The 21,686-nt window shown below is 43.9% G+C and carries 16 protein-coding genes; 4 read left to right on the forward strand and 12 right to left on the reverse strand.

Annotation, left to right across the window (positions count from 1 at the left end; genetic code table 11):
• The first annotated feature begins 37 nt into the window (after positions 1-37).
• Together R8P61_00985 and R8P61_00990 are read left to right on the forward strand one after the other, a co-directional pair.
• Complete coding sequence (locus R8P61_00985) at positions 38-1,669, forward strand: choline dehydrogenase (GenBank protein MDW3645619.1); 1,632 nt, start codon at positions 38-40, stop codon at positions 1,667-1,669.
• A gap of 34 nt (positions 1,670-1,703) precedes the next feature.
• Positions 1,704-3,119, forward strand: a complete 1,416-nt coding sequence (locus R8P61_00990) for an aldehyde dehydrogenase family protein (protein MDW3645620.1) — start codon at positions 1,704-1,706, stop codon at positions 3,117-3,119.
• Between the two features lie 86 nt (positions 3,120-3,205).
• Here R8P61_00990 and R8P61_00995 read toward each other — a convergent pair whose 3' ends face one another.
• The 12 genes from R8P61_00995 to R8P61_01050 all read right to left on the reverse strand — a co-directional run bounded on the left by R8P61_00995 (position 3,206) and on the right by R8P61_01050 (position 17,269).
• Positions 3,206-5,614 (reverse strand): hypothetical protein, encoded by a 2,409-nt coding sequence (locus R8P61_00995; GenBank protein MDW3645621.1) that lies wholly within the window; start codon positions 5,612-5,614, stop codon positions 3,206-3,208.
• 14 nt (positions 5,615-5,628) lie between these two features.
• Positions 5,629-6,774 carry a hypothetical protein gene (locus R8P61_01000; GenBank protein ID MDW3645622.1) on the reverse strand — a complete coding sequence of 382 codons (1,146 nt, stop codon included), beginning with the start codon at positions 6,772-6,774 and terminating at the stop codon, positions 5,629-5,631.
• Between the two features lie 261 nt (positions 6,775-7,035).
• A complete protein-coding gene (locus R8P61_01005; GenBank protein MDW3645623.1) occupies positions 7,036-9,060 on the reverse strand; it encodes a hypothetical protein in 2,025 nt (674 codons plus the stop codon).
• 107 nt (positions 9,061-9,167) lie between these two features.
• Positions 9,168-9,704: a hypothetical protein gene (locus R8P61_01010; GenBank protein MDW3645624.1), complete on the reverse strand. Its 537-nt coding sequence runs from the start codon at positions 9,702-9,704 to the stop codon at positions 9,168-9,170.
• Between the two features lie 285 nt (positions 9,705-9,989).
• Positions 9,990-10,844 (reverse strand): MBL fold metallo-hydrolase, encoded by an 855-nt coding sequence (locus tag R8P61_01015; protein MDW3645625.1) that lies wholly within the window; start codon positions 10,842-10,844, stop codon positions 9,990-9,992.
• Positions 10,845-10,853: 9 nt separating this feature from the next.
• Positions 10,854-11,882: a methionine synthase gene (locus tag R8P61_01020; protein ID MDW3645626.1), complete on the reverse strand. Its 1,029-nt coding sequence runs from the start codon at positions 11,880-11,882 to the stop codon at positions 10,854-10,856.
• Positions 11,883-11,925: 43 nt separating this feature from the next.
• On the reverse strand, positions 11,926-12,705 hold the full coding sequence (locus tag R8P61_01025; protein MDW3645627.1) for an SIS domain-containing protein: 780 nt from the start codon (positions 12,703-12,705) through the stop codon (positions 11,926-11,928).
• Positions 12,702-13,598 carry an ROK family protein gene (locus R8P61_01030; GenBank protein MDW3645628.1) on the reverse strand — a complete coding sequence of 299 codons (897 nt, stop codon included), beginning with the start codon at positions 13,596-13,598 and terminating at the stop codon, positions 12,702-12,704. Before R8P61_01030 ends, R8P61_01025 begins: the two co-directional genes overlap by 4 nt.
• Complete coding sequence (locus R8P61_01035) at positions 13,588-14,373, reverse strand: SDR family oxidoreductase (GenBank protein MDW3645629.1); 786 nt, start codon at positions 14,371-14,373, stop codon at positions 13,588-13,590. Before R8P61_01035 ends, R8P61_01030 begins: the two co-directional genes overlap by 11 nt.
• Positions 14,374-15,579: a Gfo/Idh/MocA family oxidoreductase gene (locus tag R8P61_01040; protein MDW3645630.1), complete on the reverse strand. Its 1,206-nt coding sequence runs from the start codon at positions 15,577-15,579 to the stop codon at positions 14,374-14,376.
• A 57-nt stretch (positions 15,580-15,636) separates the two neighbouring features.
• Complete coding sequence (locus R8P61_01045; GenBank protein MDW3645631.1) at positions 15,637-16,596, reverse strand: sugar phosphate isomerase/epimerase family protein; 960 nt, start codon at positions 16,594-16,596, stop codon at positions 15,637-15,639.
• A gap of 88 nt (positions 16,597-16,684) precedes the next feature.
• Entirely contained in the window at positions 16,685-17,269 is a 585-nt protein-coding gene (locus R8P61_01050; protein MDW3645632.1) for a hypothetical protein, read from the reverse strand.
• 88 nt (positions 17,270-17,357) lie between these two features.
• Between R8P61_01050 and R8P61_01055 the strand changes: the two genes are divergently transcribed.
• Positions 17,358-20,615: a two-component regulator propeller domain-containing protein gene (locus R8P61_01055; GenBank protein MDW3645633.1), complete on the forward strand. Its 3,258-nt coding sequence runs from the start codon at positions 17,358-17,360 to the stop codon at positions 20,613-20,615.
• A 52-nt stretch (positions 20,616-20,667) separates the two neighbouring features.
• On the forward strand, positions 20,668-21,285 hold the full coding sequence (locus tag R8P61_01060) for a response regulator transcription factor (protein ID MDW3645634.1): 618 nt from the start codon (positions 20,668-20,670) through the stop codon (positions 21,283-21,285).
• Positions 21,286-21,686: the final 401 nt, after the last annotated feature.

Here is a 21,686-nt window from a genome sequence, read left to right on the forward strand (position 1 = left end):
ATCCCAAAATCGACTACTACTAAATTTACCCATCTACATGGAAAATACCTTTGACTATGTGATCATCGGAGCAGGTTCCGCCGGCTCTGTACTAGCCAATCGTTTGTCTGCAAACCCTGCCAATCGCGTTTTGTTACTCGAAGCAGGCGGGAAAGATAGTAATCCTAATATCAAAATACCGGCAGGCTTCCCCAAATTATTTAAAAGTAAAGAAGACTGGACCTATCATACTGCCCCTCAGAAACATCTATCTGATCGGGAACTCTTTTTGCCCAGAGGAAAAGTATTGGGGGGATCTTCCAGTATCAATGCGATGATTTACATTCGGGGTAATAAGGCCGACTATGATGAGTGGTCTGCTATGGGAAATAAAGGATGGTCCTATGAGGAGGTTTTGCCCTATTTCAAAAAGTCTCAGCACAATGAGCACATCCAGAATGAATATCATGGTCAGGGTGGCCCCCTGAATGTTCAGAATAGAAATTACACCAATGAATTGTCCAAGGTTTTTGTAAAGGCTGGACAAGAATTGGGTTTTACACATAATTCAGACTTTAATGGAGAAAAGCAGGAAGGTTTTGGTTTTTATCAGGTAACCCATAAAAAGGGCAGTCGCTGGAGTGCTGCACATGCTTTCCTCAATCCTGCAAAAAGTAGAAGCAATCTCACAGTCGAAACCCATGCCCATGTTCATAAAATAATCATTGAAGATGGTGTGGCGACGGGCGTGAAGTTCTCTCAGAAAGGGAATGTACGTGAAGTGAAAGCGAATAAAGAAGTCATCCTGAGTGCAGGAGCTTACAACAGTCCGCAAATCCTGAATCTATCTGGAGTAGGGGATGGGGCTGATCTCCAAAAACACGGGATCGAAGTTCTGCATCATTTACCGGGAGTGGGCAAGAATCTCCAGGATCACCTGGTTTATTTCGCCATCTTCAATTCCAACTATAAAAAATCTCTCGATACGGCAGAGAATTTTCCGGCCATCCTGGGGCACCTCTTCAATTATCTGGTCAACAAACAGGGGCCCTTCAATAGCAATGTAGGAGAGTCCGGAGCCTTTTTGAAAAGTCCGGATGAATCTGTCATCGATACCCAGTATCACTTTGGGCCTGCCTATTTCCGCGAACATGGATTTATCAAAGCCCCTAAAGGAACGCAGGGATATTCGATTGGTGGAAAGGTTTTGAATCCCAAAAGCAAAGGTACAGTAAGTCTGGCCTCTGCCAATCCGGAAGCAGCTCCCATCATTGACCACAATTACCTTAGTGATAGTGATGATGTGAGAAAATCTATTTGGGGCTATAAAATGGCCCAAAAACTGGGTATGACAGATGCTTTCAAATCTTATCGGGTCGGAATGCATGAACCCTCAGAATTAATGGATGACGATAAGGCGATCGAAGACTTCATTCGCAGTTCAGTTGAGACCCTTTATCATCCGACCAGTACCTGTAAAATGGGACATGATGAGATGGCTGTGGTGGATGATGAATTGCGCGTGCATGGGATCAAGAGACTCCGTGTAGTGGATGCTTCCATCATGCCAAATGTTGTAAGAGGAAATACCAATGCTCCAACCTACATGATTGCTGAAAAAGCAGCAGATATGATTTTAGCAAGTGAAAAAGTAACTGCGTCCACTGAAATGAGTAGCGCAGCTAATTAATAGTATAGAATAGAGATAACATTTTAATCGAAACATGGCAACTACTACATTAGAAAAAACCAGAATTGCGGAGGTTTTTGCCGCCCAGCAAGCCAATAAAATGGCGGTAGCCAATACTACTGCCAAGCAAAGAATAGCCAAGCTCAAGCGCCTGATGAATACTACCCTTAAGTACAAGCAGGAAGTAAGAGATGCGCTGTATAAAGATTTTAGAAAGCCGCCTGCAGAAGTGGATTTAACAGAAATTTATGTAGTTACCAGTGAGGTAAAACATGCGGTCAGACATCTGAGAAAATGGATGCGTCCTGAGCGAGTATCTACGCCTATCGCTCTGATGGGCTCAACTTCTCGCATCAAATACGAAGCAAAAGGAGTTTGTCTGATCATTTCTCCCTGGAACTATCCCATGCAATTGGCTTTTGGTCCCCTAATCTCTGCTATTGCTGCGGGGAATACGGTCATCGTCAAGCCTTCTGAACATACGCCTCATACCAGTGCGATTATGCGGAAGATAATTGAGGAGTGTTTTGAGGAAAATGAGGTAGCAATGTTTGAAGGAGCTGTTGAAACTTCGACAGAATTGTTGAGCCTACCCTTTAATCACATCTTCTTTACAGGTGCACCTTCTATCGGTAAAATCGTGATGGCTGCTGCTGCCAAGCATTTGACTTCCGTTACGCTGGAGTTGGGAGGAAAATCCCCAACTATTGTTGATGAAACAGCTAATTTGAAATCAGCCGCAACTCGTATTGCCTGGGGGAAATTCTCCAATAATGGACAGATCTGTATTGCTCCGGACTATCTCTTCGTGCATGAGAGCAAGAAAGATAAGTTTGTAGAGTTATTAACTGCCAAACTCAATGAGTTTTATGGAGGAGATGCGCAGACATCAGATTCTTATTGCAGGATTGTAAACAACAATCACTTCAATCGCATCAAAGCTTATGTGGAAGATTCTGTTTCAAAGGGAGCTAAAGTAGTTCATGGAGGAAATACCAATTCTGAAGAGAACTACATGGAGCCTACGGTTCTGACAGATGTTCCCGCAGACTCTGACCTCATGCAGAAAGAAATCTTTGGCCCGGTACTTCCCATCAATACCTATTCTGATATTTCAGAAGTCCTGGAAGTAATCAATTCCAAGGAAAAACCTTTGGCCCTTTATATCTACAGCCGCAATTCGAAGAACATCAAACATGTCATTGACAATACTCGTGCAGGTGGAACCTGTATCAACAATAATGATGTACATTTCTTCAACAACAATCTTCCCTTTGGTGGATCAAACAATAGCGGTATAGGCAAAAGCCACGGAAAATTTGGATTCGAAGCCTTCTCTGATGCCAGAGGCATTTATCAGCAGCACATTCCCGGTGCCCTCGAAATGTTGATGCCGCCTTACAATGGCTTTAAGCAGAAAATGATTGATTTGACGATAAAGTGGTTCTAAAGAAGTGCTCAAGTGTTATGGTGTTTTAGTGTTATAGTTGGAATCTATTTTTCAAACTTCCGCACTAAAACACTACAACACTTCCCCTATTTCCTCACCCTCGGTGTCACATGCCGATTCATAAATACCTTCCCGCTCACACAGTCGCTGCTGATATTGGCGTCTGTGAAATTATCTGAAGAGGTATAATTGATCTCGCCGGATTCGGCTGAGGTTTCCAGGCTATTGACAAAGCCATTAGCGCCATAGGTGCCGGCGATGGTACTATCAGATTGAGGGCTGACTCCATGACCAGCTTCTTCGGCATCCGAACAGCCATCTCCATCTGAATCTAAATCCAGGTGATTGGGAATTCCATCATTATCGGGATCGAGACTACTACAAACTCCCTGTGCATTGAGGGTACAGAAATCGCTATCCGCATAATTTAAGGTTCCGTCATTATCGTCATCATCACTGGGATCTCCTCCTATGCAGCTAAATCCACTCGAACCTCCTCCTGAGGCTGTGAAATTCTCGCTTTTGGAGCTGCTGAAACTTCCTACGCCAGAACTGGATCCTCCAGCGATACTTGTTCCATCGACGAGTATTTCATAATAGCCTGTACCATAACTGCAACACATCCCATCGCCATAGGAATCGGTGATAGTAAAGGTGAAATCATCCGGATCGCCTGTATAGGTGTAGGTGTTGTAATCATAGCTGGAATATGTATTGGATGAGACGCTAAGAACCGTGCCTCCCGAATTGGATAGCGACCAGCCGGTTTCGTATGCATAATAATCTGTCTGGATTCGAATTTCTATGCTCACGCTGGAAGATCCTCCACTTGAAGAGCTGCAACTTTCGTACACATCCAATATTCCGTCATTATCATCGTCAATATCTACATTGTCCCAAATTCCATCATTGTCCTGGTCAACAACAGGAGGTGTATCTACGAGTTTCAGGACGACTGCACCCGTATCTATACATCCATTTCCATTAGAAATGCTGTATTTAAATGAGAGTAAAGTATCAGCATCCACAAAATTGGTACCTGGAGCTGTATAAGTAAATGCTCCTGTGCTACTATTATCCAGGGTGACGCTTCCTTTTTCTGGCTGGGAAACCAGGGCAAAGGTAGTTGTACCTGTAGAGGCCAAATCTGAACCGGGAAGGGTAGAGGAAACATTGGCTGTATCATCTACACTGATATTTAGTCCCCCCCAAACCATTACTCTATGATTCCCTCTATCGGCTACGACCAGATATCTTCTGTGATCATATTCCAGAAAATTACCTCCCCGAGGATTGTTGAGGCTGGTACTATTTGTTCCCGAACTGGAGGAGGTAAAATTACTCTGAGCCAATACAATATCTGCATTGGCATTATTGGATTTATCGAGAATGTTTTCGTGAATTAAGACCCGATTGTTTTCATTGTCTATGATGTATAATCGTTCTCGTGAATCTCCAAAGAGGAAACGCCCTTCACTTAGTCCACTTTGCGAAGTAGCCGCCGTTTCAGAAGTGTAACTGGATTGGCCGAATAATCCATCTGCATTGGCCCCATTACTTTTTGAGGATGCATTGTCAAAACGTAGGATACGGTTATTGCTAATATCCCCCACGAACAATGAACCATTCATCACATAGAGAGCACTGGTATGGTCTGTGAGATCCTGGCTGAGATCATTTCCATTCGTTGTAAAATCTGCTTTACCCAAAACTCCATCTGCATTGGCTCCATTACTTTTTGAAGCAGCATTGTCAAAACGAAGTACACGCTCATTGTTCATGTCAGCTACCCAGAGGGTACCATCATCTTCTACAAATACTTCAACTGGATTGTACATTGTACTGGCGGAAGTATTTAGGCCAGAACCCGTATAATTACTTTGACCCAAAACTCCATCTGCACTGGCTCCAGTAGAAAGGCTGGATGCATTGTCGAAACGAAGGACGCGACTGCTGCTGAATTCTGAAGCCCAAAGGGTCCCGGTATTATCTACATGAATACCCGTAGGACCATTCATTTTCGTTTGAGAAACCCCGGAAGAATTCGCCGTAAAACTGGTCTGACCGATTACAGCTTCTGCATCCATATTGTAGATGAATTCATCAATATTGGCATATCGAAGTATTCGATTGTTATAAAGATCCGATACGAAAACCTTACCTGTCGTAGGATCTAAAGCTACATCATAGGGATTGTTAAAACTGGCTGCTGTAGTGCTGGATGAGCTAGCTGAAAAGCTGCTTTGGCCTACTACAAATTCTGCTGCCTGATTATTGCTAAAATCTATGGTTGTAACCCCATCATTGGTATTGTTGCAATCTATGACAGGATAGTCATAAATAGAGTCCGGGCCAAAAAAACGGGCTTCGGCCACAATTTCCTCCAAAGACTTGAGTTGAATTTCTTCTTTCGTTTCTGAATCAAGCGTCCAAAGGCCTCCTGCTCCCAAAGCAGGAAGAACAAAGAGCAGATATGTTTGCCAGTTTTGGATCATGTAAAGGGAGGAAATTATTTCACTACAAAAACCACATTGATGAGAGAAAAATCATCCGCCGGACTGGCAATGATGTCATAACTCAAGACGCCGGCATCACTGATACTCAGATTGCTGAAAACGGCAGTATCATAATCCGTCACATAATAATAAAGCTCTGATTCTGTGTAATAGGGGATAACCGCTGGTGCACTTGAACTCTTTACAGAAGGGCTTCCAAATCGAGACACATATTCCTGGTGGAGGTCGAGGCTTAAACCTGTAGCGGTTGAACTGGCATCTATGGCGATGGCTGGTGGATAAAATACCCGTGAAGATCGGGCAGTATTTAATTCTATCACATCACCTACGGTATCTACTGCAAGTATATAAGTGGCGGTATCGGTGAAAGAACCTGTTCCATAATCCGACAGCCTCAATCCACCCCCATCTATATCCAGTTTGGCTGCGGGACTGGTAGTTCCAATTCCTACGCTTCCCGTAGGCATCAAAGCAATATCATCCTGATAATTGTTTGCCCCATCATTTTCTACTCCTATTTTCAAGAGGGCATTTTCATCCGTTGATCCGTTTCCACTACCATCATCACTAAAACTAATATATCCGTAGTCGCTCCCGGAATTGGCCTTGCTTTTAAAAACGATGGAACTTGTGCCTCCGCTATTGTCGTGTTCGAGGATTATACTACCATCAGAGCCAGAGGGACTTGTACCCGTAGATTCAAAAATATGAAGGGGTGAATTGGGATCTGCTGTTCCGATTCCCAGTTCTCCGCTAGCTTCTATAATAATGTCTTCGTCCGCATCAAAAGTCAGCTCATTCCCATTGAGGGTAATACTTCGATTTCCTGTAATGGTATCACTTTGGGTATACACATTGTAGGTTATCATGAGAGACCAGGCACTTCCATCCCAATAATAGTGTTGATCATTTGCCTGACAATAAGCAAACTTACAATCCCAATCACTGCTGGAGGGATTAAATGAATTGAGGGCAGAGGTAGTTGCAAATTCGCATACGCCCCATTGCCCACTCGTTTGGGAAAAGCTATGTTGATGTGAGAAAATGAATAGACAGAAAGAAATCGTCAATACAGAAATCCTCCTCTGAAGATGATTGACGCATATGCCTTTCCAATAAGACCAGCCTGAGTCCAACATATTTAAGCTACCGTTTCTATTTTGATACCCCTCTCCTAAGAGAAGCTCTCATTTTGTTCTGAGAGATTATGTTTTAAATATGTAGATAGTTATTGAATTAAAATATTCTATTTATTGAATAAAATTACGTCTTTCGAAAGAAAAAGCCGGGAAGGAATCAGGGCTACTGATTCACTTCCCAGCTAAAATAAGATGATAAAATAGTCTCTACATTCTACTCTTCTATTCGGATATTTCATCCGAATGCCGTCATGGTTACAATTATTTTTTCTTGATGAAGAAGATCACACCTATCTCGATGGAAGAAGTTTCCTGAGAAGGAAGACCGAGGCTGTTACCATCATTGGATACTGCGATGCCTGTTTCTCCTGAACTTAAGTTTCCTGCTGCTGTCTCTAGTTCTCCCATATCAGTTACTCGTGGAGCGGAATCAAGGTTGAAGGTAACGGTAGTACCATTTGATAAGGTAGCAACCAGTTTTCCGTTTGAATCAGCTGCGATAGAGGTGATGTTTGCGTCAGACCAGCTGATGGTTCCATCTCCATTTGAGATAGGGAAAGTTCCATTTGCTGCGGAAGCAGAGCCTGTGATCTCGGCCGTAATCGTTTGGCCATCCGTTCCCGAAGTGCTGAAGTCTACGGTATTTCCATCCGTCGTACTTACAGCGGGAGAAAATGCCAGTTTCGTCAATGCTCCATCTTCATCTGTGTATCTCAAGGTATCAGAACTGAAAGCCAGACTAGTAGTAGTTTCAGTAAAATCTACTACATAAGGATCTCCAGTCGTACCTGTACCGGTAACTCCTATATCATTGCTTCCCTGAACCTGTGTATCCGATCCATCTGAAGTTGGGAGATTGACTTTATTTACGGTTCCATTTTCATCGGTAAACCTCAAGGTGTCATTGCTGATGGTCAAAACAGAAGTAGCTTCTGTAAAGTCGATGATGTATGGATCTGCAGTTGTACCTGTCCCACTAACTGAGATATCGTTTGTGCCCTGTACGTCCGTATCAGAACCATCAGAAGTTGGAAGGGTAACTTTATTCAAGGTTCCGTTTTCATCAGTAAATCTCAAGGTGTCATTGCTGATCGACAAACTGGTAGTAGCTTCGGTGAAGTCTACGATATAAGGATCTGCAGTTGTACCCGAACCACTTACAGAAATATCATTGGTTCCCTGTACATCGGTATCGGAACCGTCAGAAGTCGGCAGGGTAACTTTATTTACCGTTCCATTTTCGTCTGTGAAGCTCAAGGTATCATTGCTGATGGCCAGGCTAGTAGTGGCTTCAGTGAAATCTACTATGTAGGGATCAGCTGTCGTACCTGTACCGCTTACAGAAATATCATTGGTTCCCTGTACATCTGTATCGGAACCATCAGAAGTGGGAAGCGTAATTTTATTTACTGTTCCGTTTTCATCGGTGAAACTCAAAGTATCGCTACTGATGGTCAATACAGAAGTTGCTTCTGTAAAGTCAATGAGGTAAGGATCAGCAGTCGTACCCGAACCACTTACAGAAATATCGTTCGCTCCCTGAACATCTGTATCAGAACCATCGGAAGTTGGCAGGGTAACCTTATTAACTGTCCCATTCTCATCCGTAAAACTCAAAGTGTCATTATTGATGGCCAATGCACTGGTAGCTTCTGTGAAAGAGACGATGTATGGATCGGCAGTCGTACCGGAACCTGCTACAGAGATATCTCCGGATCCTTGCACGTCGGTGTCAGATCCATCTGAAGTGGGAAGGGTGATCTTATTGATCGTACCATTCTCATCCGTAAAACTCAAGGTATCATTGCTAATGTTCAGACTGGTAGTTGCTTCTGTAAAGCTTACCGTATAGGTTCCACTTCCATCGTCTGAAACACTAATATCTCCTCCACCCACGACATCTTGTACAGGAGCAATGCTCAATACAGGAATAGATACCTGGGCACCAGTATTCGCTCCATTGATAACATCATAGATATCAAATACGAGGTTGCCGCCAGAAACCTGAGGATTGGTGAGACGGGAGTCCGTATTGGTAAAGCTACCTACAGCTACACCATCCCATTGATCAACCCCTGCGGTTCCCGCTGGATTAAAGAAATATACGATTTGATTGGTGGGGTCGTAACAGATATTACTCTCATAAATATCTACCCCCTGGGTTAGAACAATGTTATCCGGGTCCCCATTCACATGCGTTATACCTGCGCCACCTGTCACGGACTGGGCATACATGGAGATACATGAAAGCGTGAGGACAATAAATAAGACTAGCTGTTTTCGCATTAATATTGGGTTGAAAAATGTCATGTTTGTTGAGAAATTGCCAGGGGTGTTTTTTTATGTGTTTGAGTGTTCGTGTGTTATAGTGTTAGCGTGTTTTGCTCGATTATCTAGTTCATGCCGGGATATAATTTTATGGTACAACCCGAACAGCCCAATACGCCTTCCGGATGAGCTATGAAAGAATCCCCATCTACCAGCCCTGCTGCCCTTGCTTCACCAATGGTTTTAAAGATTCCTTTGGGTAGATTGTTATAAACTGCATTGAGTGCCTGTTGAACATTAAATTCCGGATTTCCATTTCCATCCAGATCTGATGGCTCTGTTAAATCCACTTCCTCTGCATTTTGCAGAGAGTTATTTCCTCCTCCGCTACCTCTTAGCTCATTGATATGTATTACCCTCAACACTCCTACAGCAGGATCGACGACGACTACCATCGAATCTGTTTGAGCGATATAGGGTTGAAGATTTTCCAATCGAATAGGATCAGGCACAGGATTATTCGCCGATGGCTTTACATGGAAAGTATGGGTGGGTTTTATGACCCCAACTCCCGAATTCTGTGCGTGCAGATGTGAATGCCCTATAAGCATGGATAATCCTGTAGATACTAATACAATTAGAAGCTTTGTAGAGGTTTTCATCTTATTTTATCTTTACACAACAAAAATCATTTTATTGATAAAATAATCAATGATTAATATAAAGCATAAATTACATATTACAATTCATGTAATAATTAACAAGCTTTGGTGAAAAGATATAAAGGGAAGTAGGCGCTACTTCTAAAGAATGGCCTTAAGTCATGAGAACAAAGCGATTAGAGAAGGGTAGTAAGCTGAAAGTTTTGATGGAAATAGAAAAATCTAAAGGATAGAAGGCAAAAAGTGAGGCATGATGCTAACAAGGCCTGGCCAGAACCTTACAATTTATTCGCCTTTTAAACGCGCACTTGACCAGGATTCTCCATTGAGCAGGATTTTATAGGCCTGTGCTTGCTCTTGGGCAATTTTCTCAAAATCCGAAGGATCAGCCGTATTGAAACTAAACATATCATAATGGCAGGGAAAGACCATGCGCGCATTTAGTACCTTTGCCATGTTTACCGCTTCTTTTGCATCCAGATTACCTGCTACTCGTCTTTCAGGTTTATTGCCATTGATAGGCAGGAGGGCAAGGTCTATTTCGAAAGCCTGGAGTGCTTCAAGGATTTCCTTTCTCCAGAGTGTATCTCCGCTATGATAGATACTCCAGGGACCAAACTGAATGACATAGCCCATATATTTACAATTGCCTTTCTCATCTCTTTCCAGTTCATTGTGTGCAGCCGGGATGCCATGAAAACTGAATGCACCCACTTCTATTTTTTCTCCATCATTCAGTCCGAGTGGATAATTTATATCACATTTGATTCGATTGGCTACAAATTCCCGATTGGCCTCTGGTATTATCAGCTGCATCTGAGGATTTAACTCACGTAGAGGTATGAGAGTTTCTCCATCCAAATGGTCAGTATGGTTGTGAGAAGAAGTAGCAATATCAATAAAATCCAGCTTGCGCGGATCAATGACCAATTCGGTGAGGCGTATATGTGGTTTATCGGTTTCTGCATACTTATGGCTTAAAGAATCCGATAGATAAGGATCGATGAGGAGATGTTTCCCTTCCCATTGGATGAGATATCCACTTTGGCCCAACCACCAAATCCGGAAATCTCCTCTTGACCAACGTGTACTGAGGATATCATGTAGGAGGGCATCGTCTTTCTGAAAGGCTTTTTTCATGGAAAGGGATTAGAGGGTTTTCCGAATTTCTGCTGCACCCGCTACCATGCTATGCATTTTCCGTTTAGCTGCCCATCGGGCTGTTTGACTCAATCCACAATCCGGAGCGACTGAAAGTCGATCTGCAGGCGCATGTTCCAGACAAAGTTTGATCCGATCTTTTATATCCTCGACGGTTTCAATGTAGTAGCTTTTTACATCCACGATTCCAACCGCTACATCCATATGCTTGGCAATTTCGCTGATCACCTCTATCTCGGCAAACTCGCGGTTTGCCATTTCCACATGCATTTCATCTACCTTAAAATCCAAAAAGGCCGGAAACATCGGAGCCATTTTTCGATAACCAACTGCATGTCCTTTAAAATTGCCAAAACATAAGTGAGTCGAAAGGCGGCATTTGCCAACTATGGGTTCGACAGTTCGGTTGAATATGTCTACGAATCGGCGGGTATCTTCTTTATAGGCATAGCAGCTCATGGAGGGTTCATCGACAGTTATCTCAGTGCATCCAGCTTCAACAAGTGCTATCAATTCTTTTTGGACGATGGGCAAAAGTGCTTCTGTGATGGCATAGCGATCCGCATATTCTTGATTGGGAAGCAAGCGACCACTGAGGGTAAAAGGTCCGGGAATACTTGCCTTGAGAGTGGGCCCATCTGGAGCCAGTCTTTGCAGACGTTTAAATTCTTCAACTACTCCCAGTCCCTTATCTGCGGACAGTTCACCTACAATCGGATGTTTCCCTCTTTGATCATGGGCGGGTGGTCCCCATTTTCTGGGCACTTCTTTATTTTGTTGTATGCCGTTTATGTGTCCGTAGAAAGAAAGATTGAAATCATAGCGGGTTTGTTCTCCATCTGTGATCACATCCAGTCCGGCTGCCACCTGATCATTGATGGCGACAACAACGGCATCTTCCTGCATCTCCTCCAGGTCTTTGCTTCCAAAGGCATCTAGGTTCTGACTGGAAAATTCCAGCCATGCAGGGAAAGGGTAGCTGCCGATGACGGTGGTTCTGATAGGGCGGGAGTTCATAATAGACGTGTTAGCGTGTTAGGGTGTTAGGGTGTTGGAGTTTCTATCCGGATACTTCTTTGAAGAGCTCTGCGAGTCGGTGGGCATGCTCGTCGTAGGCGCTTTCAAAAAGAGCGGTAGCTTTTTCTGCGCCAACTATGGCTGAAGCGGTGAGGACTTTTGGAGGCTTGCCGGCTTTCGTCAGGCGATCAGCTACTTCTGCTTTTATACTGTTGACGAGCATGACTCCCCCCAGAGTAGAACCGGGAGAAACGGGGGTTTCCAGTCCTTCTATTTTGATCATGGCATCTCCTAGAGGTGCACCACTATCGAGGATGATGTCAGCAAAATCACTGAGTTTTTTTCCATCGGCTCTTTTGCTAGTACTCCCGGCAGAATGCTCTTTCGTCATCAATGCCACTACCTTGATCCCTTTCTGCTGAAAAATTTCGGCCATCTCAATCGGTACAACATTGCAGCCACTGGAAGATACTACGAGTGCACTATCTGTATCCTTAAGGTCAAAATTGCGAAGGATACGAGCAGCAAAACCTGGTACATTCTCCAGAAACATGGCTTGTCTTTGGCCATTGCTTCCAACCACCGGATTGTGAAAAGTGAGGGAGAGTTCGACAATGGGATTGAAGCCGGGAAAAGAACCATAGCGGGGCCACATTTCCTCTACCATAATTCGGCTATGCCCCGAACCAAATACATGCACCATTCTTCCGGCCAGAATACTTTCGGCAAAAAGATCTGCAGCTGCTTTAATTTCATTTTCCTGTTCAGCTACCCGATTCAGGATCTCTTGTGATTTCTGTAAATATGCGTGTGTAGGATTCATAGTGAGGTATCAAGGGCATAGACAGCTGCGCCTATGGCTCCGGCAAATTCTTTCATTTGTGCAGCTACAATGGGAGTCGAAACGCTTCCGGGCCTCCATTCATAAACGTTCATCAGTTTCTGAAGGGGTTCGAATAGTGCGTTTCCTGCCTGGCTGATGCCGCCCCCCAAGATAATGAGCTCGGGCGAGATTACATTGATCAGGGAGGAGATTCCAATAGCTAATTTTTTTAAGGTATCCATCCAAAGCTGAGTCGCATAATGATCTCCTGCTTTATATGCTTCTACCATCTGATGGGTACTGCTAAATTTCCCCATACTTCTTTTTTCTATGGTTGCATTTCCTACGAAATACTCCAGGGTTCCCGGCAAATCCAGTATGCCCGTTTCAGCATCGGGATTTAAAGAAATATGTCCCAAATGTCCCGCACGACTGAGCTTGCCGAAATAAGGTTTCCCATGAATCAGTAAAGCCCCTCCGACTCCAGTACCCAGCGTCAGCATCATGACATGCTGATATCCCTGAGCTGCGCCGAAATTTCTCTCAGCCAGTAGGGCAGCAACTGCATCATTCAATACAAAGGTTTTAGGATTATTTATATAGCTAGACCAGTCAAAATCTTCCAGTCCTTGCAGTCGGCCCGGCATATAGGCTATCGCTTTCCCATCGGCTCTGGGCAAACCCGGTGCGGAGATACCTATTGGGTATTGCTTTCCCGCAGAGAGTTCCTCAATCATTTCTTTGATACGCCTTTGCCAGATGGCGAATCCCAATTTTGCTTCCTGATCGTCGGTTTTTCGATGGAGTTTATGGAGAATCTTTCCTTCCTGACTCATCAAAATCCCTTTGATGTGCGTGCCTCCCAGATCTATGCCGATAACTTTATCCCCCATATTGCCCTTCGCTTATATCCCAAGCTCCGTCAACTGCAATTACTTGTCCGGTGGTAAAGCGGGATTCTTCTGACATAAAATAAGCAGCTAAACCATTGAGGTCTTCCGGCTTTCCAATGCGACCTCCATCCAGAACTTGTTTAGTCGATACAAAGTCCATGATTTCCTGATTTCCCTGTGCACGTTCTGACATAGGAGTTGCTACCAAAGCTGGAGCGAGCACATTTACCCGAATATTATGAGGAGCATAAAAGGAGGCGATGGCTTTAGAAAAACCAATGATGGCAGACTTGGCCGTTGCATAGGCATGGGTGGTAAAATATTTGGGGGAAGGAGACCAGGCAAGTACGGAACTTAGATTGAGAATACTTCCTGAGCTAGCTGTTTCCATGAAAGCCCTTACCGCTGCCTGATTGGAGTACATAAGGCTCGTGAGATTTAATTCAAAGGTTTTCGCCCAGCCTTCAGGCGTTATTTCATGCAAGGGACCATCCCCAAACTTTCGCCCACTTCCTCCTGCTACATGATATAAACCATCAAAGCCTCCAAATCTATCTTTACAAATTAAAATCGCTTCTGCAGCACATTCTTTCTCACGTGCATCCCGCTGAATAATCAGCCCATCTTCTCCCAATCGTCTGCGAGCTTCTTCTGCTTGTGCTTTCCCAAGGCCAACAGCCACTACTTTCGCACCTTTGGCAATAAAGTGCTGAGCAGCTGAAAGGCCGATCCCTGCCGTTCCTCCAATGATGACGATCTTTTTGTCCTGAAGCATTTAAGAAACAATCTTTTGGATGACTTCTCCGCTTTCTTTGTCTTTGATGATTACCTTTTTTCGTCCATCTGGTAAGGTCTCTTCTTTGATCCACCAATGATTTTCATCATACTCTTTGGGGCCTATTTTTTCCACCTTTTCATCTCCACCTCGCCAAATGGGTAAGTCAATTTCTTCCCAGGTACCGGATTCTGCAGATTTATAGCAGGCATCCATGATGGCGTTTACGACATAGCCATCATAAAAATCCTCCATGGGCTTTTTACCATTATCCATGCACTCAAACATCTCGGTAAACATATGGATATATCCCAGTGCATTGGCCTCATCTCCTACAGGAAAGAGCCAACCGGTTTCACTTTCAGCCTTTTCAGCTACATAATCTCCTTGTCCCACAGCAGTAAAGACTTCCATGCCTGTTCGGAGGAAATGATCCAATCGTAAAGTACCTTCAGTTCCCGAGACTTCATCTCGGAGATCCATGCCCCCTCTAAAGGTCCAACTCACCTCAAACTGACTGATAGCACCTGTCTCATATTTGATAAGTCCTATGGCATTGTCTTCAGCCTGAATCGGTTTGACTAAAGTATCTGCCCAGCACATGACAGAAACAGGTCTTACCTGCTTTCCAATAAAATTCCTTCCGATTTCTATGCAATGACAGCCCATATCAATGATGGCTCCTCCCCCTGACTGTTTGGGATCCCAAAACCAATCACTATGCGGACCGGGATGGGCCTCTCTGGATCTTGTCCAGGTAACTTGTCCCAGAGCTCCATTTTGAACCGAATGCAAAGCTTTGAGGGTCTTTGGGGTATAGCAAAGATCCTCCAGATAACCATGAAATACGCCTGCTTTTTCGACCATATGCAGAATCTCCAGCGCCTCCTCTCCATTCATCGCGAGGGGTTTGGTGCAAAGGATGGCTTTGCCTGCTTGTACTGCGAGACTGATGGCTTCTTTATGTAGGTGATTGGGTAGGCCAATGACTACGGTATCCGTTTCTGGATCATTGATGGCTACGGCCATATCCGTAGTATGTCTGGGTATATCCCAATCTTTGGCAAAGGCAGATGCTCTTTCAGTTGTGCGTGAGTATACACAGGCGACTCGATCTCTTCGCCTTTGACCGTGGAGGGTTTCTGTATAAAAGTAACCGATCAGACCCGTGCCAAGCAGGGTGATTTTGTGAGCAGTAGTGGACATGAATTTTTTCTTTGAAAAAGATGGTAGCCGACGATTGACACCGTCGGCCCTGGAGATTTATTTTGAATATTCGGGAGCCAGGCGATCTCTACAAGCCAGCAATTTGTCTTTTACTTCAACGATACTTTCCCATTCTCTTCCTGCTTCTCCATGCTCAATCCCGCAATAGCCTCTGTAGCCAGCATCCAGAACAATCTTCATCATGCGGTCATAATCGAGATCAGACTCATTACCCTCATCATCCCACACCCGGATTTTTACACTTACTCCTTTTGCCAAAGGCATCAATTCTTCTACCCCTCTATAGGCATCATATGATAGAGTCTCTTTTTTATTTCCCCATATGCGGAAGTTGCCAAAATCAGGTAAAGTGCCTGCACGTGGATGATCGGCCATTTTCATTACTCCCGCCAACCATTTTGCATTGGAGGAATTACCGCCATGGTTTTCTATCATGACATTGATGTCAAAATCATCTGCATATTCGCAGAGCATTCGCAAGCCATCTGAAACCAATTTCATAGACTCATCGAAATCATCGGGTTTTGCTCCCCAACTTCCTGAGCTGAAACCATTGACGCGGATCGAATGGCATCCCAGGTATTTAGCGGCTTGCACCCATTTTTTATGATTATCTACAGTTTCCTTTCTTTTAGCTTCATCAGGATCTCCCAAAGCCCCTTCTCTATCGCACATGATGAGTAGAGAACGAACCCCTTCACCATCTGCCCTGCTTTTCATTTCACGGAGATAAGCTTTGTCCTCAGCTTTATCCATGAAAAATTGATTGACATATTCTACAGCCTCAATACCATGTTTACGGCTGAGTAAAGGGAAATCCAGGTGGTCTATTTTCTTGCTGAATAAAGATCGATTGATCGACCATTCCGCCAATGAAATTTTGAATAAAGGCTCTGCTGCATTTTTGGATTTTGCCTGGCTATTTAGGGCAAATCCCAAACCAGTTGCTGCGATGGCTGACTTCTTGATGAAATCACGACGATTGAAATCGGACATAGTAGTATTTTATGAGATCAAACAGGAATTTTTGTTGAAATCATAAGTTAGGAATTTTCTGCGTAGATCGAGTGATTGATCGAAGAGTTTAAGGAAATTGTCGATAAGGGGAATAGGTATAATATTTGGGGCGACTATCGACTCTCACATGTAGCCAATATACGCCCAAACCAGAAGTGCTCAACCATTTGGGACTTTCTCCTAAATCTGCCTCATAGGTTCTGCCCACCTCTTTCCAAAAGTCCTGAATCTGATCCTCAATAGCAGATCGCAAAAAACTCGCTAAATGCGGAAAATCTGTTTTTGAATCTGCGGGACATGGAACAATTAAGGATGCATCTCTGCCCAGATTTTTAAAGGAAACTACGCTGCTCTCTTGACTAAATTTCCGGGCAAAGGAATTTCTATCTGCAGACACCCTCGCAAGGCTGGGACTATTTACCAGCACAAATTCATAGGGCGTATCCAGGCTTGCAGCGGTCATGGCTTTTTGTTCCCAGAAGTAAGCTTGAAAAGGAGCCTCTTTTAATAGGCTGGTGTAAAAGCTCCGAAATTCTGCAGAGCGCTTAAGCAAATCGATGAAATCCTGATAAGTCAGGCTTATTTCATTCCGTGAGATCAGGTATTTATTCCCTTGCCGTTCTTTAAGTGCTTCTATCTGTGTTTGAAACATAGGATGTGTTGTTCAATAGGTCGAAAGCTGAATAAGCCAGAGGAAATACTTTCCATAAATTGGTTGGAAATAGCAGTCCCGGCCAAATATGTTTATATTGGATATTGTGAGTGGTGAATATCCGAAAAAAATCCTTTTCCTCACTTTCTTTTTGGGGTATTTAGGGCTTTTCCTGAAAGCCCAGCTACTTGATTTAAACTTTCGTAAACTTTCCCTCGAAAAAGGCCTGTCTCAAAGTAATGTAACCTCTATTCTCAAAGACCAGAAGGGCTTTATGTGGGTGGGGACCCAAAATGGACTAAATCGCTATGATGCCTATAGCTTTCAGAGATATAGCACAGTCAATGGACTAGATGAGGCTTATGTGAGTACGCTTTTACAAAGCCGTGACGGGAGTATTTGGGTGGGAAATACGCAGGGGAGCTTAAATGTGGTCGATCCGGTGAGTTTGAAATTGAGTAGTCTGGAGGTAGAATTTCCTGTAAATGGGAGAAAAGGGATTCTCAGAATATTTGAGGACAAGCAAGGGAAGATCTGGATTTCCACTCGCACGGGACTTCACGTTTATGACATAACCGCAAATAGATTTTTCCATTTTCCCGAGCAAGAAAAAAAACTCTCTTCTTTAGCGGTATATGGCGTAATCAGCGGGGAAGAGGATGTGCTTTGGGTCGCATGCCAGCAAGGCATACTTGGACTCAGCAATATTGAGTTCACAGATAAAGGCGAAATACAGGCAGATATTCAAAAAGCTCCTGAGAAATATCCATATCTACATCAGGGCTTGGCTTTTAGAATTATTCCTTCACAAAATGGAGGTATGTGGATCAATGCCTGGCAGAAAGGCTTTGTCTATTTTCATCCAAAATCAGAAGATTACAAATTTTATCCCCTTGTTGCTGAGGAGGAAAATGGGGAGGCCATAGAGGTATTTGATATTGCAGAAGATGCTGAGGGAAATCTTTGGGGAAGCAGCAAAAACCATGGCTTGATCAAATTGAACCCCCAAAGTGCCGCGCTGGAATTTGTACGCTATGATGCTGACAGAGAATCTTCTCTTGGGAGCAATACCCTGATGGGCTTATACATTGATGAAGAAAATGGGATCTGGGCAGGAACCTATGGAGCCGGTTTAAACTATCACCATCCCGATAAATCGAAATTCAGGCATATTCGTGCCGATGATCCTCCCAATGGACTCAGCTATCCCCTCGTATATTCTATTTACCCTTCTCGTTTTGATGAAAGCCTATGGGTAGGAACACATGGAGGGGGACTGAACCGTATTGTGAACAGAAATTCTCCGGAATCCTACTTTAGCCATTACCTCCCTGAACTTGAACGGAAAGGAAGCCTTAAGGATGAGGTGGTCATAAGTCTGGCTGAAGACGGCGAGGAAAATTTATGGGTGGGTAGCTATCATGGACTCTCTATTCTGGCTATAGAAGATAAATTGGCAGATAAGGGTGCTTTTGTATTTGAAGGGGAACTGGGAGATACAGAAGGATGGAATGTATTGGAAAAGGCAGCGATATGGGCCATGGTCTTTGATCAAAAAGGCCGCATGTGGATAGGGACCAATGAGGGTTTATTCCGAAAAGACCCGGATGATCCTGAGTTTAAACATTTCGTTCATGAGCCGGACAATCCCCATAGTCTGAGAGATGATACCTATCTCCGCAGGATATATGAAGGAGCTGATGGAAGTATCTGGATTGCTACTTCCAAAGGTCTTCACAGGTATCGGGAAGAAAGTCAGGATTTTGAGATTTATTCAGATGGAGGAGAGACAGGAAAGGCTTTGAGTTCTTCCAATACCTTTTGTGTATTGAGAGATCGAGATGGTCGTATCTGGGTCGGAATGCAGGGAAGCGGACTTAATGTGATTTTGCCGGGAGAAGGGGATGATTTTCAGGTGCTGCATTTCTTTGAGACGGACGGAATCCCTTCTAATCTGATCATGGGTTTGCTGGAGGATGAATTTGGGCAAATTTGGGGAAGCTCAAGCAATGGACTCTTTCGATTTCATCCAGATAGTTTGATCACTCATAGCAAAGAAGCAGAAGACTACCTTCGATTGTACGATAGTTATGATGGCCTTCAAAGCAATGAATTTCTGGAAGGAAGTTTTGCCAAAGATGCCGAAGGGAAACTGTACTTTGGAGGGGTGAATGGCTACAGTGTATTCCATCCCTCAGAACTTCAGGGAAGACAGGAAGAAGTGCCCCTTTATCTTAGTCGTTTGAAAGTTCTCAATAAAGAGGTGAGGGTAGGGGAGGAAATCCGAAAAGGAGAGATTCCGCTTGAAAAGGCCCTTTGTAATAAGGAAAATCTTTACCTCAGTTGGCGAGACTATTTCTTTAGTATAGATTTTTCTGCTCTCAACTATGAGGGTCCTGAAAAAACGGAATACAGCTATAAATTGGATGGCCTTCATCAGGAATGGATAGAAATTGGTCTGCAGAGGAGCGTAACTTTTACCAATCTGGATCCCGGCGATTATACCTTGCGGGTCAAGGCCAGCAATGCAGATGGGATTTGGAACAAGGAAGAAAGGCGATTGGGTATCCATATTTCCACACCGCCCTGGAAAAGCTGGTGGGCATACTGCCTATATGTGTTGGGAATCCTGGGATTGATAAGTCTGTATATTCGTTTTAGGATCAGAGAAAGAGAGAAAGAGCTTCAAACAAAAATGAGGATAGAGGAGGCGAAAATGGAGGAAAGAGAGGTCGTGCGAAAAAATACAGCTGCAGACTTTCACGACGAATTGGGCAATAAGATGACCAAAATCTCCCTATTTATTGAGTTGGCGAAAAGGGCTGAAAGTGCCAATCAAACCTTGCAGGTCTATCTCAATCAGGTGGAGGAAAATACCCAGATTCTTTCTCAAGGAATACGGGATTTTATCTGGGTCCTCGATCCGGAAAAAGATTCCGTTTATGATATGATGATCCGTATTAAAGATTTTGGAGATGAACTCTTCGAGCATACAGGGATCAATTTCATATGTGAAGGCATTCATCCTGATCAAAGTGCGTTCAAACTCCCCCTCAATAGCCGGAGACATTTGATGTTGATTGTGAAAGAGACTATGAATAATGCCTTGAAATATGCAGAAGCCCAGAACCTCTATTGCAGATTAAAGGTAGCGGATGGAAAGATGGATCTGGAAATAGAAGATGATGGGAAAGGCTTTGATCCAGAGCAATTGAGCAAGGGCTATGGCTTGAAGAATATGAGGGAGCGGGCGAAAAGGATTGGCGCAAATATCGAAATCGAAAGTGCTGATAGTAAGGGAACGCGCATAGGCTTGATTTTCGAACTGACCCATATGGGGGATTGAATAAGTCCTCAAAAGGAAGCTTTTTTGCTACTCAACCCTTAAATTCATAATCATGATTCATGTAGCGATTGTAGAAGATGACCACGATATACGCCGGACCCTGGCTTTGATCATTGATGGTACTCCCGGATTTAGCTGTCAGTTTGACTATTCAGATTGTGAATCAGCTATACCGGAAATCCTGAAATACAAGCCGGATGTAGTGCTAATGGATATCAACCTGCCGGGTATGAGTGGAATCGAAGGAGTAAAGAAATTGAAAGCTCAAAGATCCGAGCTGGATATCATCATGTTGACGATACAAGTTGACGATCATTCGGTATTTGAATCTATTTGTGCGGGTGCTACTGGATATATGATCAAGAGTACCCCTCCTGCAGCCTTATTGCAGGCCATAGAGGAAGTAAATAAAGGCGGAGCACCTATGAGCGCCAATATTGCCCGTAAAGTCTTAGGCTCCTTCCGCCGCAGTTCTGAATCCCCCCTTAGCGATCGTGAAACCGAAATTCTCCGTCTTCTCTGCGAAGGTCAAAACTACAAAAGCATTGCCGAAGCCCTCTTTGTCAGTGGACATACCGTTCGCTCCCACATCAAGAATATCTACAGGAAGCTACATGTGAATTCCCGGGCGGAGGCTGTGAAGAAGGCTATGAGGGATAAGTTGGTGTAAACCGAAGGTGTTCTGGTGTTCATGTGTTCATGTGTTCTGGAAGGGATACAGGTCTGTAACATCAACTCCAACACTCCAATACATTTAAGAATGCAGAACAAGGAACAAGGAATGGAGAAGGAAGAAGGGATGTGTTCTGGTGCGCCCGGGTTCATGCTGCTGGATGTAGCTAAACTGTTAGCTCGACTCCTAGACCCCAACACTCCAATACGTTCCTCCCAATTCCCATCTCCAACCAGAGTACCAGAACACGAGAACAAAGGAGCACCTATTCCCCGGCACCCAAACACCCAAACACCCAAACACACTCGCACACTAACACTTTTCAAAATCCCCCATATGGGCGATAGCTTTTCCCCGCAGTCTCTCCCACCTTTGTGATGACATACAAACATCACAGA

Source organism: Bacteroidia bacterium (assembly GCA_033391075.1).
Classification (GTDB): Bacteria; Bacteroidota; Bacteroidia; order J057; family J057; genus JAWPMV01.

Coding starts and splice junctions, on each gene's coding strand:
- R8P61_00990 (MDW3645620.1), top strand. CDS start 1,704: ATGGCAACTACTACATTAGAAAAAACCAGAATTGCGGAGGTTTTTGCC.
- R8P61_01060 (MDW3645634.1), top strand. CDS start 20,668: ATGATTCATGTAGCGATTGTAGAAGATGACCACGATATACGCCGGACC.
- R8P61_01030 (MDW3645628.1), bottom strand. CDS start 13,598: ATGGGGGATAAAGTTATCGGCATAGATCTGGGAGGCACGCACATCAAA.
- R8P61_01050 (MDW3645632.1), bottom strand. CDS start 17,269: ATGTTTCAAACACAGATAGAAGCACTTAAAGAACGGCAAGGGAATAAA.
- R8P61_01005 (MDW3645623.1), bottom strand. CDS start 9,060: ATGCGAAAACAGCTAGTCTTATTTATTGTCCTCACGCTTTCATGTATC.
- R8P61_01010 (MDW3645624.1), bottom strand. CDS start 9,704: ATGAAAACCTCTACAAAGCTTCTAATTGTATTAGTATCTACAGGATTA.
- R8P61_01040 (MDW3645630.1), bottom strand. CDS start 15,579: ATGTCCACTACTGCTCACAAAATCACCCTGCTTGGCACGGGTCTGATC.
- R8P61_00985 (MDW3645619.1), top strand. CDS start 38: ATGGAAAATACCTTTGACTATGTGATCATCGGAGCAGGTTCCGCCGGC.
- R8P61_01015 (MDW3645625.1), bottom strand. CDS start 10,844: ATGAAAAAAGCCTTTCAGAAAGACGATGCCCTCCTACATGATATCCTC.
- R8P61_01035 (MDW3645629.1), bottom strand. CDS start 14,373: ATGCTTCAGGACAAAAAGATCGTCATCATTGGAGGAACGGCAGGGATC.
- R8P61_01000 (MDW3645622.1), bottom strand. CDS start 6,774: ATGTTGGACTCAGGCTGGTCTTATTGGAAAGGCATATGCGTCAATCAT.
- R8P61_01020 (MDW3645626.1), bottom strand. CDS start 11,882: ATGAACTCCCGCCCTATCAGAACCACCGTCATCGGCAGCTACCCTTTC.
- R8P61_01025 (MDW3645627.1), bottom strand. CDS start 12,705: ATGAATCCTACACACGCATATTTACAGAAATCACAAGAGATCCTGAAT.
- R8P61_01045 (MDW3645631.1), bottom strand. CDS start 16,596: ATGTCCGATTTCAATCGTCGTGATTTCATCAAGAAGTCAGCCATCGCA.
- R8P61_01055 (MDW3645633.1), top strand. CDS start 17,358: ATGTTTATATTGGATATTGTGAGTGGTGAATATCCGAAAAAAATCCTT.
- R8P61_00995 (MDW3645621.1), bottom strand. CDS start 5,614: ATGATCCAAAACTGGCAAACATATCTGCTCTTTGTTCTTCCTGCTTTG.